The sequence below is a fragment of the Rickettsia amblyommatis genome, from assembly GCF_002078335.1.
Classification (GTDB): Bacteria; Pseudomonadota; Alphaproteobacteria; order Rickettsiales; family Rickettsiaceae; genus Rickettsia; species Rickettsia rickettsii.
The window spans coordinates 817,084-831,570 of the sequence record NZ_CP015012.1 but is presented as its reverse complement, the minus strand read 5'-3'; the positions used below and the strand labels follow the sequence as shown (position 1 = coordinate 831,570).

Below are 14,487 nucleotides of genomic sequence, written 5' to 3'. Positions count from 1 at the left end.
GCAATTAAGCTTTAAAGAAATTGTTTGAAAATTCTACGTCATTGCGAGGCAAAACTGTAAGTTTTGACGAAGCAATCTCAGAATTTTATACTATTGCATGAGATTGCCACGCTCCTTACAGTCGCTCGCAATGACGATAAAAATAATCTTATCACTGATATCCCTTAGCTTTGATTAACATACAAGCTATGTTAGCGTTGCCTTGAGCTAATGCAATATCTAATGGATATTGGCACTCATCATTTAGAGTAGAAATTTTAATACCTCGTATGACCAAAAATTTTGCTAAATAGTAATTATCGTTATAAATAGCAGCAGTTAGTAATGTCTCACCGCTTCCACCTTTTTCTTGCAATATAGGATAAACGTCAAGTAACGCACGCAACCCAAAAAGATTGTTTCTATCCACTGCTCTAAAAGCATTCTCTACTGCACTACAATAAGACAGATTGGCATAAATATCTTTCTTTTTATTTATATCATTATCATATTTAATAAAACTCTCTACAACTTTTCTTCTTTCGGCACTTGCTATCCATTTTTCTTTCTTTTGGAACAGCTCTATATATGCATACATATCCATCTGCTCTAAAGTTGCCTGCTCTGTTAGTTTACCAAGAACTATATCATCATCAGGTAAAAGTAACACTTGTGTTTCATCTTTAACAAATTTTGTTACTAACTCCGATGTTTCATTATTTACGTTATTATCTTGTTTTTGAATCGTGACATTTGGAGAGCTTACCGGAGGTGATTTCTCTTGATTATTTGTAGGTTGATTATTATTAATTTGCTTCTCTAAAGGCTGAGGTTGATTCGGCTTCATTACAATAAAGGGTATAAGCGGCGTATTCCAATCTTGTTTTTTTGGGACATCTGAAACAGCCACAAATGTCTCTTGCGAGTTATTGAGTTCCGCCGAAGAATCGGTTGTAGGAACTACTTTAGACGGAGTAGTAACGGGTGTATTTGGGCTAGTCGGTGTTATAGGCTGTGTAGACGGTTGATTTGTAGGCATTACCGGAGGTGCAGGTACATTACTAGGTACTGCCGGAGTTCCTGCAGGAGGTACTGTTGTCGGCATAGTACTTGATGTAGTATCTTGGGTTACCGGCGGGCTAACCACAGGCGGCGCAACAGCAGGCATATTAGGTATAGAGGGCGGTACTATCGGTGCTACGCTTTCTTCCTCTTTAGTAGCATCAGAAGGGGGATTAAGCGGAATAGGCTTATGCATAGGCGGCAAATTGGTTGGTTTATATATTTGCACCGGTCGCTGCGGAGGCACTACATCACTTCCTGCTTGAGCCGGAGGCATAGATACTATCGGTCTCGGTACGTTAGGAGTTATAATATTAGAAGCTAAATTTGTATCATTATGCTCATTAGAAGCAACTTGTTCTTCATGCATTTTATTACTTGTAACACTAGGTAACGTTGCACTACCAATATCCATAAAAGGTTCAGATGCCTCGGCTTTATTAGATTTCTGAATGTCATGAGAAGCTAAATTTACACTACTTTCATGACTGGGATTTGTATGAACGTTATCACTTGTAGCACTAGGCAATACTGTATTACCGACATCTATAAACGGCTCAGTTTGTTCATTGTCATTAGGCTCTTGGAAAGCTAGCGTTGGTTCTTCTTGATGGGCTGCTTTAGTTTGTTCATTTGCTTGTTTAGGGGGTATATCTTTCTTTTTTGGTTTACTAAAAAATTGCTTAAATTTATCAAAAAAAGAAATATCGGCACTAGAGCGAACATCCTTATCTTTAGTATCTACTTCGACAGCCAGTAATGATGGCGGTAAGGGCGGAGGTGAAGCATAACTTTGAACTGTCACTAATAACAGATTTATAACAAATAATATCTTACATAATTTATTTAACATATAATTCCTTATTAAATAATTTATTTGATAGCAGGAGGTTTGTTCGATGTCATGCCTGCGAAAGCAGGAATCCAGGATAAAGCGAGATAAATCGAGCTTTTAATATTAAAAACTTACTGTGTATATACCTTTTAATTGCTGAATTCCCGCTTCCGCGGGAATGACATAAAGAGCCATACACCTCCCCCCGCTTTTAGCTAGCAATGACATTCACTCCCCTACCTCTTACTATTCTGCACCAATTTCTTTATCTCAATCTCTACTAACTCTTTAACAAGTACAGGTAGATTTTTATCAAGCCAAGCTTTAAGTTCTGGTTTTAACATCTCAACGACTAATTCTTCAAGTGCATTTTTAGATGAGATATTATTATCCAGCTTTTTATCTTTAATAGTATCGGTAAAATTTTTAAAAATATCACCTACCTCTTCAGCAGATTTAGTTGATATTAACTTTTCTTCTTCATCTTGATTTACTATTTCCGTTAGCTCTAATACATCTTCATCTTCGCTATCATTTTCATGAATAGGATTTTTACGCTCATTTATTACTCCTTTAATCGATTTTAATATATCTTCTATCGACATGTCTTGGTTCTTTTTATTTTCCTTACTCACGTTAGAAACCTATAAACATTTTCCTTTTAATAGTCTTAAACTCTTCTTCAGGACTAAAATATTTTACTTTAAGTTTTAAACTTTGAGCCGTTAGCTCGCCGGTTAACAATTTCATTTGATATGCCGCAAGTACTGAAGATTTATACGCGTCCACACGAGTTATTTTTGCTTCGTATAATTTTTCTTCGGCAGTTAAAACATCTAATATTGTTTTAGATCCGACTATTTCCTCTTGCACAGTACCGTCATATGATATTTGAGCAGCATCCACTCCTTGATTAGCGGCAACAATACGAGATTTTGCTGCTTCACATCCCTCCCACACGCTTACAACCCCTGCTTGGGTCTGCTTTATCACACTATCAAGCTGAACTGCACTATTTCTTGTTTGATTTTTAGCCGATCTGATTCTTGAATATTGAGCTCCTCCCTCAGGATAAATAGGGATATTTACCGAAAGAGTAGTAGTATAGCTTCTATTATTTATAGCATTTATATCATCTTGTAGATTGTAGTGTATTCTACCGGATTGCAGTTGCACACTTACTTGCGGTAATAATTTCCCTTTTTCTGCCATTTCTAAAGCTTTAGCCGAAGTTACATTATGCCTTGCCGAATCAACATCAGGATTGAGCTTAGCAGCTCTTCCGGTTAACTCATCTAATGAAGCAGGTAACATTTTAGGTAACTCAGGCATAGTTATATTAGTCGGCTCTATTCCAAATACTCTAATAAAATTTGCTTTTTTTCCTTGAAAATCGGCATAAGCAGCTAGTTTATTCGTTTCTGCTGCTGCAAGCCCCGCTCTTGCGGTTGCTATATCTACTTCCGTTGCTTCTCCAAGTCTTAATTTTTCCTCAACGGTGTTAACTTGTTGTATGTTAGTGCGAACTCTAGTTTCGGAAATATCATATTTCGCTTTGCTCTCAAAACAATCAAGATACGCAGTTATTAAATTTAATAATATTTTTTGTTCACTGGCATAATATGCACCCCGTGCGGCTCTAAATCCTGCTTGAGCAGCTTTAAGAGCCGCAACGCTAGAACCACCATTAAATAGAGATTGTTGAATTGTTAATGCACCTTGATCACTATCTGTTGCCCTTGGAGTAAGACCAAGCCTATCAGCATATTTTTTATTATATTTAGTCTTATTATTTTGTCTATTAATCTGTAATCCAGCACTAGGCATAAACCCCGCAAAAGCTCGCGGAAACTGCTCAATCGAGTCTAAAAACTTAATTCTAGCAGCTTTCAGCTCCGCATTATTCTTATATCCTTCAGTTAAAGCTTCCTGCAAATCAACTGCTGCAACCGAACTAGTTAGTAATAATGTAACAATAAATGTAGTTAATTTACGCATAAATTTCTTGAATAATTGATAATATGTTAGTTAGATTAGTTTAATCTTTCGAATATACCTATATCCTAACAAAACAATATAAATCTATTGTAGCAATGTTAGCACGTAATATAACAAAAATTAATCTCAAGGGCAATGATAACTATTTTACATTTTATTTTACGGTTATAAAGCTTTAAGATTAATTATAACAAAATAATAAATTTTATGTCTATAATTGATTTTTCTAGTTTCAACGGATTAAATACAGAACAACAAGAAGAACTACAAAGACTTTTAATAAAATTAAAAGGTTTTACAAAATCTTTGAAAATGAATGTAAAAGATTTAGAAGATCATTTATTTTATATTTTACAAAATTCTTTAAATGAATTATCTCACACTGAAAATATCGATATAGCGAAAGTAGAAAAACTTTTTAATAGGACAATCCACGAATCTATAACTACTTTATCTGTATCTGAAGCGCTTGAGAAAGCATATCAAGAACAGTTAAAAACAAAAGATATCTTTTTATTTGACGGGATTATTGTAGAAAAATGTTTAAATGTTTTAGAACAAATTTTAAAATTTCAGCAAGAATTAGATAAACTCTATCCTGGAGCTTCTAAAAAAATTATAGAATCATTAGACAATATATTAGTCGGGGTTATATCGACTCAAATACCGATGCTTGGAATATTTATACAAACAAGCGGAATACTTGAAAAAGTAAATAATCTTATTGACTCTGAAAATTATTGCCAAAAATAACAAAATTGCATAATGATATAAAAGAAATAAGGGAAGAGGCTAAATCTCATGAGAAGCTTGAAAACATCTATGAAAAAGCCAAAAAAGTTGCCGCAATTTCAGAAATATCAAAAGAACCGCCTCGAAAAATTATTGAAATAGCAAATAAAAACCCTAATAACCAAGCTTCATTAGAGAATGTTGTAAAAGCTGCTAAAGCTATACCAAAAAGCAAAGATGAAGTAGAAGAAAAAATAACAGAACTAAAAAGTAATATTGAAAGTACAATTCCACAAGATATAAATATTGACAAATTAAACTCTGTAAAGAATACTATTGCTGGTAATCTAAATGAAGCTAAAACAGAATTATTAAAAGTATTAAATCCGGAAGCTTCTTGTGGCGAAAAGATAGAATCCTTATGTAAAGCAGCAGAAAAAGCTACGGAAATTGCAAACGACATAAACAAATAGTAGGAGTAATAGTAATACCAGGAAGTAAAGAACTTGGAAATGTTATAAGTCTAACAATAAAAACTAACTTATTACCGCCTCCGGTCTTAGCAATTGCAAAGCTAACTCCTGATATAGCAACTAACTTAGTTAATATAGGTAAAGCAGTGGTTACTATACTTTCTAAAACACACAACTTAACTCAACAACAAGGAAGAACAAAATAGTGTCTAATTCTAATACTCACATTTTAATTGCCATAGGTTGCTTAGTATTATTATTAATATTTTTAATGTATAAGAAAATAGCAGCACGTAAAAAAAATATATTACCTGCTGAAGGAGGTAATAGTGATGATTCGCCAAATGTTGCCCTTAATAGTCCAAAACCAGAAAATAAAAAGCTGACATTACAAGAGAGAATAGAACTATCTTGGAAATTCCTTTATAACATCACGGAAGTTATTTTAAATAAATTCTCTAAAGAAGATGTTATTCAAGTGAATAAATGCGGTCAAGTTTTATTTGAAAATGGCGTTAGATATGAACATGTAGTCGATCTTGCAATCCCTCAAGTTAAGTCTCATACTCAAGCAGTTGAACAAGAACAATCTAAAGAAAAAAAAGCCTTAGGGGTATAACTCTTTTCTTTGAAAAGTAGTATTTTATACTTTTCTTTAAAGCACATGTTTAGTAAAAAACTGTAAAGCAAGCGGTAAGTCAATAGCCATAAAGTTACTAATGACAACAAATACTTTAATATTATTAGTAAGACCCAGTGCAATACCGAAAAACAAGGTAATGAATAACGGTTTGCTTAATTGATACTCGATTGCTTGGTGCATTTTATAATAATTATCACCTATGCCCCGTACTCTTCCAACGATAGAACCGGAAAGGTTATTTTGAAAATAAGTATACGGCAAATTAAAACAGTGATTACATATTTTATTCATCATGCCTTGAAAGAGATGAGGCATTGCTTTAAGTTGTGCAAAGTTATGAGCACGCCAAGCACCATCAAGTATAGCTTGTGCTGCTACAAACCATATTATCGGTTTATAACTTTGAGCAAATATAATCTTTTCATTTTGGGTAAATAAATCAAGCAAAAGCTTTACGGCATAATTATATATAATAGGATGAAAGCCGCTTGCAATAGGGGCCCAAGCATCATAACAAAATACCAATATTTATACGGCTTTATAACAGACCATAAAAAAGAAACAGGATAAGTTTTGATTTTCATAAGTTGAGAAATGTATGTTATTCTTAGATAAAAGCGGCCTTATTACATGGCCCGTTTTATATCATACCTGCGTGCCCTTGTTGCATGACTCTGATGTCATGCCCGCAAAAGCGGGAATCCAGTACCTTAAAGCTTTATTTGAAAAGTAAAATTTATAAAAAAAATCTTGGTCTAAAAGATTTTTTTTGGAAAGCTCTATTTATCTTGCTTTACCCTGGATTTCCGCCTTCGCGGGAATGACATTGATCCTTAAATTGTCACCCATGTGCGATCAACGGAATGACATTATTGTAGATAATCTATTAATATATTAGCATCAAAGGTAGTTTTCATTCGTTTCACTCATTACGTAATTTAGCCTGATATTCTAAACTATCTAGATTTTTATCTTTCCAGAGTCCAAAAGCGTTTTCAAATGCCTTATTATTGTGATCATTACTCGCAATGTAACTAGTTAAAGCTTGCCCAATAATTTTATCTCTTGATATTTTTTTCTTGGATAGTTTATCTAGAATTTTAATTTGCGAATCAGCTATATTAATAATTAGTTCTTACATAATCTCCTTAGGATTTTTTCCTAATTGGGATATCATATCCCTATGATACGTATTATTATCTTATATCATCCTTTAGATTTAAAATCTACAGATATTTCTCATTCTCTTCTTTAACCACAGCTATTAACTGCTCAACCGATAATACTTCTTGGTCAGTGGTTCCGAGCCTTCTAATCGCTACTTGTTTATTTTCTTGCTCTTGTTTACCGATTACTGCAATCATCGGTATTTTTTGATTAGAAAACTCACGAATCTTATAGTTAATTTTATCAGGTGAGATATTAAAATCCGTTCTTACCCCGTTATCAATTAAAGCTTTCTGCACTTCCAAAGCGTAATCGTTCAAATCGCTGGTAATAGTTGCAATAGCAACCTGCACTGGTGCAAGCCAAAGCGGAAACCTACCTGCATATTCTTCGATCAATATACCAATAAAACGCTCAAGTGAACCAAGGATCGCTCTATGTAGCATTACGGGTCTTTTTTTCTCTCCACTTGCTGCAACATAGTTAGCGTCTAACCGCTCCGGCAAAACAAAATCCATCTGAAGCGTACCGCATTGCCATTGCCGCCCTATCGCATCGGTTAATACAAACTCAAGCTTCGGACCGTAAAATGCCCCCTCGCCTGGGTTTAGTGTATAAGTAAACCCTGCTTGTTCTACTGCTGCTTTTAAAGCATTCTCAGCCTTATCCCAAACTTCATCGCTCCCTGCTCTGATTTCAGGACGATCAGAGAATTTTACCTTTATATCAGTAAAGCCGAAATCCTTATAAACTTCAGTCAGTAATTTACAAAAACTAACCGTTTCATCAGTAATTTGTTCCTCAGCACAAAATATATGTGCATCATCTTGCACTAAACTCCGCACCCTCATTAAACCGTGCAACGCACCGGACTCCTCATTACGATGGCACAAACCAAACTCCGACATACGAAGAGGTAAATCACGATAACTCTTGATACCTTGTTTGAAAATCTGCACGTGGCAAGGGCAGTTCATCGGCTTCAAAGCTAATGTCTTGTTGTCTATTTCTAACGCAAACATATCATCACGAAACTTTTCCCAATGTCCTGAAGCCTCCCAAAGGCTTTTATCGACCAAAACAGGAGTCTTAACTTCGGTATAACCGTTTTTACGAATCTTTTTCCTAATATACTGCTCAATGGTATTATATATACTCCAGCCTTTATCATGCCAAAATACCATTCCTTGAGCTTTTTCTTGGAAGTGGAATAAATCAAGCTCACGCCCAAGCTTTCTATGATCACGCTTTTCAGCTTCTTCAAGCATCAAGAGGTAACTATCTAGCTGCTCCTTCGTGGCCCAAGCAGTGCCGTATATACGCTGCAACATCTCATTACGACTATCACCTCGCCAATACGCTCCTGCAACTTTCATCAACTTAAAATGCTTAACAACCCCTGTAGAAGGAGCATGCGGACCTCGGCATAGATCAATAAAATTACCTTGCCTGTATAAAGTAATTGGCTCACCTGCCGGAATTGAAGCAATAATTTCGGCTTTATAATGCTCTCCTATCGATTTAAAAAACTCTACGGCTTTATCCCTATCCCATAGCTCTCTTGTTACTTTCTCGTTCTTTTGTGAAAGTTCTTGCATTTTAGCTTCTATAACGGCCAAATCATCAGTGGTAAAAGGTTTATCACGAGCAAAATCGTAATAATAACCGTTTTCAATTGCAGGACCAATCGTTACCTGAGTTTCAGGGAATAGTTCCTTTACTGCTTCTGCTGTTAAATGTGCTGCATCGTGCCTTATTATCTCGAGACATTCAGGATCTTTCGCAGTTAAAATACGAAGCTTGCAATCATTTTCAATTACGATACTTAAGTCTTGAAGCTCACCGTTTATTTCAGCAACCATTGCTGCTTTAGCAAGTGACATTGAAATTGCATTTGCTACTTCATAGGCGGTAATGTTTTTTGCAAATTGTTTTATACTCCCATCGGGAAAGGAAATATTAATCATTCTTTTATAACTTATTTTTTCTTCAAATTGTTTACTTGTAGACCTTATCTCGTAGCGCTTATGTCATTCCTGCTTTTGCCGGAATGACACCTTAGACTACTTTCTGTCTTGATCTATCATAGCCATGGCATTCATAAATTCTAATACTCTTGCATCACTAAGGATCTGATCAATAGTTTTATCGTTAAAGGTTAGTCCGGCGTCTTTACTTTTTACATCAACTACTAAAGATTTACCGTCTTTTAATTCAGAATTTTTACTAAAAACTTCTATTGCCCTAAAGCCGTATTGCTTTATTACTGAAGATTGTTTTCCTAGATTTAAAGCAAATTCCTTAGAATCTTCTATTTTATTAAGCACCGGTATAATAGCATTATTAGTATAATGCACAAAATTATTTATAACCGCACTCGGATCCGATAATTTTATTACGCTTTCTAGATTCAGAGGATTATCTATAGTAGGCATATCAATATCAATAGCAAAATTAAAATCATCCATTACAAGATTAGTTTTACCGGATAATTTTTTTGCTTCAGGATCAAACGCACCTTTTAAATTAAATTCGGAATTATTTATTTTTGCAAAAACACCCATTACTCTTTCCCCATCTTCTTGAGTAATAGGGCTAGTTAGTTTAAAAATTTTATCTAACTCAGCTCTTTTGTTTAAACCATTACTAAAGTAGCTTCCTAAAGCTTCAGCTGCCGTTTTTTGGTATGTTTCAGAAGGTTCTATAGTAGATTTAATATTTAAAGCAAAATCAAAAATTTTATCTTTTTCTATATTTAATTTATATAAATTACTTTCTACTTTTCCTTTTCTTTCAATATCACAAGCAAATAAAAACGGCTTACCTTTTACTAATTCTCCTAACAGCTGCATAAAAATAACAGCATGCATATTCTCATCTTGCTTTTGATCTAGAGAAAAATTTTGAATTAATAATTTCCCAAGAGCTACTAACTCATCACTATATTTTAGTTTTAATTTGGAATTGTAAGAAATAGGTAAATTCAATATATCTAACTTTGTCAAACCATACTCAAAGAAAGCAGTATCAGAGTCATTAGCTATTTTATCTCTCAAAAATTCAAAAATTTTATCATATAAATTTCTTCTGTAATTTTCAGAAATAAAAGAAACAGTATTTTGTCCATCCAAAATTAACAAATTAAGGTTATCCGATGTCTTAGTATTAGTAATTACAGAATTACTAATATCACTCTCTGCTAATTTTTCTGCATCTAGAGAACTATAAAGAGTTGATTTATTGTCACTCAAGCTTAATTTCCAATAATCAGGCTCTCTATTAAACAAAGATTTGCTAAACCAAATTGTTGTATGATGATCAGGTGAGTAAAAAATATTTTTTTCATCTTGAGCGGTAGTAATTTTTACATTATTTCCGTAAGAATCAATTTTTGTAATATTCAAAAACGGTATATGTCTAATAACTATTTCATCACAATAAAAATCTATAGGTTTTAACATTACTTTATTTAAAGTAACACTAAATCCATATTTATTAACTTTTATTGCATCATAAGTTATATATTCTTCATATTTATCAAGAATAGAGATAATATTTTCTTTACTTTGACATTCAAATTTATAGGCAGCATATCCCCACCCTACTAGGATTAGAGCTATAAAGCTTATTATAATAAATCGTATTTTCATCTTTTTTACTGTAAAAAATTATTAAAAATCAGAAATGCTGCGTAGACACCTAATCGTCATTGCGAGCAGCCGTAGGCTGCGTGGCAACCTCGTCAAATATTCTGAGATTGCTTCGTCAATTACTTTGTAATTTTCCTCGCAATGACGAAAAACCGAACTTTGTAATAAAACCTTAAACAGTTCAAAGTAGCATATATCGCTTAAAAAATATATTTATTTTTCTTTTAAACGATCAGCTATTAGCTGATATGATTCAAAAACCTTATTTGGTTCTTTTTCGAGCAATTCAAATCCCAATTTTTCATTACTGTTAATATGCCATAATCTACAATTATCCGGACTAATTTCATCAGTTAACATAATGATAGATTCTTCACCGTTAAACACACGCCCAAATTCTAATTTACACTCAACAAGCCGAATCCCGACACCGATAAATAAGCCGCTTAGAAAATCATATATACGCAAAGCCTGCTCTTTTACCGCTTTAATTTCATCCCTAGTTAACCAGCCGAAATTTAATATTTGATACTCATTAACTATCGGATATTTAAACTCACGACTTCGGACCTTAAAATCAATTATAGGTTTATCAAATACATACCCTTCATCCATTCCGAATTCTTTTACAAATCTACTACACGCTACTGATGATATTATTACTTGTATCGGGAAAACCTCTACATATTGAATTAATTGCTCCCTCATATTTATTTTTTCGATAAAATGATTTTCAATGCCGATCATTTCCAGTTTATTCATTAGAAAGGCAGAAATATTATTATTAAGTACTCCTTTACCTGATATATCAACAGTCTCACCGGTTTCTAAAATAGCCTTATCGGAAAAAGCCATTATAAGTAAAAAATCTTCTTCGGCAGAATATAAAATTTTACTTGAACCTTCATATATTTTTTTTTTCATTTATTTGTCTCAAAATTCATTTTCCTCGTCATTGCGAGAAAATTACGCAGTAATTGACGAAGCAATCTCAGGAGCTTGTTATTATTTCATGAGATTGCCACGCAACCTACGGCCGCTCGCAATGACGACTCTGGTATCCACACAAGCATATCATTAAAATCCCTGAAGATCATTCGGACCGATAATTGCCGACGTAGTAGTACCACTAAATATTTTATTTGCCGTATTAATAATATCATCAGCTTTTATGCTCATGATAATTTCCATAATCTCTTCAGGAGAAATATATTTACCGAAAACAGAATAATTTTTACCTATTTCTTCTGACTTATAGGTATTTTTCTCTTGAGCCATTTGTAAATTACTACGCATTTGTGTTTTAGCTCTAAGAATCTCTTCTGTACTTACTTGGTCAGTCATTTTTATTATTTCGTTTTTAATCTCTCTATATAATAATTCTAATTTATCATGTGCAGTGGATGCATAAATTGTAAACACTCCACTATCAAAATAAGCACTATTATAACTACCTACTGCATATGCTAAACCTAATTTCTCACGAATACTTTGAAATAAACGCGATGACATACCGCCACCGAATATTATAGAAAGTAGATGGGTTTGGTAAAGCTTTTCTAAATTAATATATGATGTACCTTCAAACCCTAGCACTAAACTAGTTTGCTCTAACTCCTTATTAATAAAGCCGTTTCCGCCTATATATTTTGCCGGAATAAAGCTACTTTTTACTCCTTGCTTCAAAGAAGAAAATAACTGTTCCGCTATAATTACTATTTTATCATGATCAATATTACCGGCAATTGATAAATAGAGATTGTCAGCATTATAATGTTTATCTATAAAATTAAAAAAATGTTCTTTCGTAAAAGTTGCAAGGGTTTTAGCAGTACCTAAGATTGACTTACCTAACGGTTGTGCTCTATAAACCTTATTATAAAATTTCTCATATACTAGGTCATCTGGATTATCCTGATGATAAGCAATTTCCTGCATGATCACCTGATAGTCCTTAGCTATTTCCTCATCAGAAAAAATAGAATTTTGAATTATATCGGCAAGTATATTAAGTGCTTTATCACAATTTTCAGACAAGACGCGTGCATAATATACCGTATTCTCATGACCGGTATAGGCATTAAAATGTCCGCCTATAGAGTCAAACTCTTCCGCTATCTGTTTTGCCGTTCTAGTTTTTGTACCTTTAAAAGCCATATGCTCAAGAAAGTGAGATATGCCTTCCTCTTCTGCATTCTCATAACGTGCTCCAACTTTAGCAATTAAATTTATTGCTACCGAATTAACATAAGGCATATTATATGTTAAAATTGTCAAACCGTTGTGTAATTTACTAACATTAAAATTTTCTTTCATAATTTATCTTTTATTTTCTAAATCGTCATTGCGAGGAGATGCATAGCATCGACGTGGCAATCTCAGGAATTTTATATTACTTCATGAGATTGCCACGCTCCTTATAGTCGCTCGCAATGACGTTGTTTGATTTAAGCGATGACTCTCTTAACTTCGCAAACCTTAGAAATCTTGCAAAAGCAAAAATTATTGAATCTACAAAACCGTCAAAACCAAATACAAAATAGCGTCTGATAAAAAACGCTTTAAAAAACCACCATATCATTTCAGTGGTTAAACGAAAATTTGAAAGCTTTTTTCCTTGCTTAACTAGATCTTTTGCTTGCTCGCTAGAATAAAAATTTGCTTTAGTGACCAACTGCTCAATTGAAGTACCCGAATAATGATAAGCAGCTTCATTTAATAGATAAATTTTACCTGCAAAATCAACATCTTTATTAAATATTACCGAATCATGAGTAGTACTATTCACGGTATTTGCAAAGCTTGCAAATTTTTTATTATACAACCGAGTACATTTATTAAATGGAGCAAACATTCGTGGCTTTTGGTCATTACGATGCATTATTAACAGCTTTATTTGATAAGCTAAATAACAATCTTGATTATGAGAGGCAAAAATATATTCTATTTCGTCTTGTAACTCTTTAGACAACTCCTCATCGGCATCAATATTAAGAACCCAATCATTTACGCAAAGGCTTTCGGCAAAAGATTTCTGTCCTACATAACCAAGCCACGGTTTTATTACTACCTTTGCTCCTAATTTTTCAGCTATTGCTACCGTATCATCAGTACTTTCGCTATCGACTACTATCACCTCATCAGTAATATTTTTTACGCTATTTATAGCTCGTGCTACCCTTGCAGATTCATTTTTGGTAATAATAAATGCTGAGATTTTTTCAGTTAATGACTTATTCATAATGCGTATACATTCTAAGAATTTTTACAACTTTTTCTTGTTTATAAACTTCATAAACCAACCTATGTTGAATATTAATTCTTCTTGAATAGCAACTGCTAAAGTCACCAACGAGCTTTTCATATGGAGGGTAAATTTTCCAGGGATCAGTACTAACTATGTTTAATAAAACTTCTACTTTATTCTTTAAACCGGCTTGCACTATTTTCTTAGCATCTTTTTGTGCTTGTATAGTATAACGAATTATATACATTTATAAAAAATTACCAATTTAATTTATCGCTACACTTTTCTATAGGCTCTGCTCGTCCTTCAATTATAGACTTATGCATATTTGGAATAGATAATAAATATAAAGTTTCTTCCATATTACGATAATCTTCTTCTGAAATTATAACTACATTATTTCTTTTACCTTTAATATAAACAGGTTTGTGTACGTCAGAAACATAATCTATAAGTTTATAAAGCTTACTTCTTGCTTCGCTTGTATTATATATTTCCATTATTTTTTCCTTATAGTTAGTGAGACTTAATATTAATAACGTACTATAAACAGTACGTTTTGTCAAGATTATATTCCTACTATCACCCTAAACACCAGCTTAACTACATAAGTTAAAAGTAATGTGGATAATAATCCGCTAAGCCATAGGATAATAAACCATTGCCACCCTTTGAGATAAGAGGTTATTTTTTTAAATTTT

General features: G+C 33.2%; 16 protein-coding genes and 1 pseudogene. 3 read left to right on the top strand and 14 right to left on the bottom strand.

The window, feature by feature from the left end; all coding sequences use genetic code 11:
- Positions 1-151: 151 nt before the first annotated feature.
- From A3305_RS04675 to A3305_RS04660, 4 genes and pseudogenes are all read right to left on the bottom strand, one after another.
- Positions 152-1,894, bottom strand: a complete 1,743-nt coding sequence (locus A3305_RS04675) for an ankyrin repeat domain-containing protein (RefSeq protein WP_014391951.1) — start codon at positions 1,892-1,894, stop codon at positions 152-154.
- Positions 1,884-2,104, bottom strand: a pseudogene (locus A3305_RS10480) (hypothetical protein). Before A3305_RS10480 ends, A3305_RS04675 begins: the two are co-directional and overlap by 11 nt.
- Positions 2,105-2,112: 8 nt before the next feature.
- Positions 2,113-2,511: a DUF2497 domain-containing protein gene (locus tag A3305_RS04665; protein WP_014366103.1), complete on the bottom strand. Its 399-nt coding sequence runs from the start codon at positions 2,509-2,511 to the stop codon at positions 2,113-2,115.
- Between the two features lies 1 nt (position 2,512).
- Positions 2,513-3,874 (bottom strand): TolC family protein, encoded by a 1,362-nt coding sequence (locus tag A3305_RS04660; protein ID WP_014391950.1) that lies wholly within the window; start codon positions 3,872-3,874, stop codon positions 2,513-2,515.
- Between the two features lie 207 nt (positions 3,875-4,081).
- Between A3305_RS04660 and A3305_RS04655 the strand changes: the two genes are divergently transcribed.
- Entirely contained in the window at positions 4,082-4,627 is a 546-nt protein-coding gene (locus tag A3305_RS04655; protein WP_014391949.1) for a hypothetical protein, read from the top strand.
- 5 nt (positions 4,628-4,632) lie between these two features.
- Positions 4,633-5,079: a hypothetical protein gene (locus A3305_RS04650; protein ID WP_226984007.1), complete on the top strand. Its 447-nt coding sequence runs from the start codon at positions 4,633-4,635 to the stop codon at positions 5,077-5,079.
- Here A3305_RS04650 and A3305_RS10475 read toward each other — a convergent pair.
- Complete coding sequence (locus A3305_RS10475; protein ID WP_014391947.1) at positions 5,048-5,254, bottom strand: hypothetical protein; 207 nt, start codon at positions 5,252-5,254, stop codon at positions 5,048-5,050. The two genes, A3305_RS04650 and A3305_RS10475, sit on opposite strands and share 32 nt — an antisense overlap.
- Positions 5,255-5,284: 30 nt before the next feature.
- Between A3305_RS10475 and A3305_RS04640 the strand changes: the two genes are divergently transcribed.
- A complete protein-coding gene (locus A3305_RS04640) occupies positions 5,285-5,698 on the top strand; it encodes a DUF2660 domain-containing protein (protein WP_014391946.1) in 414 nt (137 codons plus the stop codon).
- 36 nt (positions 5,699-5,734) lie between these two features.
- Here A3305_RS04640 and A3305_RS04635 read toward each other — a convergent pair whose 3' ends face one another.
- From A3305_RS04635 to A3305_RS04595, 9 genes are all read right to left on the bottom strand, one after another.
- Positions 5,735-6,247: a hypothetical protein gene (locus tag A3305_RS04635; protein WP_014391945.1), complete on the bottom strand. Its 513-nt coding sequence runs from the start codon at positions 6,245-6,247 to the stop codon at positions 5,735-5,737.
- A 397-nt stretch (positions 6,248-6,644) separates the two neighbouring features.
- Positions 6,645-6,851 (bottom strand): hypothetical protein, encoded by a 207-nt coding sequence (locus A3305_RS10470; protein ID WP_081120984.1) that lies wholly within the window; start codon positions 6,849-6,851, stop codon positions 6,645-6,647.
- Positions 6,852-6,948: 97 nt separating this feature from the next.
- Positions 6,949-8,856: a threonine--tRNA ligase gene (thrS, locus tag A3305_RS04625; protein WP_014391944.1), complete on the bottom strand. Its 1,908-nt coding sequence runs from the start codon at positions 8,854-8,856 to the stop codon at positions 6,949-6,951.
- A gap of 96 nt (positions 8,857-8,952) precedes the next feature.
- A complete protein-coding gene (locus A3305_RS04620; RefSeq protein ID WP_014391943.1) occupies positions 8,953-10,539 on the bottom strand; it encodes a hypothetical protein in 1,587 nt (528 codons plus the stop codon).
- Positions 10,540-10,752: 213 nt separating this feature from the next.
- Positions 10,753-11,463 carry a phosphoribosylaminoimidazolesuccinocarboxamide synthase gene (locus A3305_RS04615; RefSeq protein WP_014391942.1) on the bottom strand — a complete coding sequence of 237 codons (711 nt, stop codon included), beginning with the start codon at positions 11,461-11,463 and terminating at the stop codon, positions 10,753-10,755.
- Positions 11,464-11,616: 153 nt separating this feature from the next.
- Positions 11,617-12,855: a M16 family metallopeptidase gene (locus A3305_RS04610; protein ID WP_014391941.1), complete on the bottom strand. Its 1,239-nt coding sequence runs from the start codon at positions 12,853-12,855 to the stop codon at positions 11,617-11,619.
- A gap of 76 nt (positions 12,856-12,931) precedes the next feature.
- Positions 12,932-13,780 (bottom strand): glycosyltransferase family 2 protein, encoded by an 849-nt coding sequence (locus A3305_RS04605; RefSeq protein WP_014391940.1) that lies wholly within the window; start codon positions 13,778-13,780, stop codon positions 12,932-12,934.
- Positions 13,773-14,033, bottom strand: coding sequence for a Txe/YoeB family addiction module toxin (locus A3305_RS04600; RefSeq protein ID WP_014391939.1), 261 nt, complete (start codon positions 14,031-14,033; stop codon positions 13,773-13,775). The genes A3305_RS04605 and A3305_RS04600 overlap by 8 nt, the downstream gene beginning before the upstream one ends.
- Positions 14,034-14,043: 10 nt before the next feature.
- On the bottom strand, positions 14,044-14,286 hold the full coding sequence (locus A3305_RS04595; protein ID WP_014365352.1) for a type II toxin-antitoxin system Phd/YefM family antitoxin: 243 nt from the start codon (positions 14,284-14,286) through the stop codon (positions 14,044-14,046).
- Between the last annotated feature and the right edge of the window lie 201 nt (positions 14,287-14,487).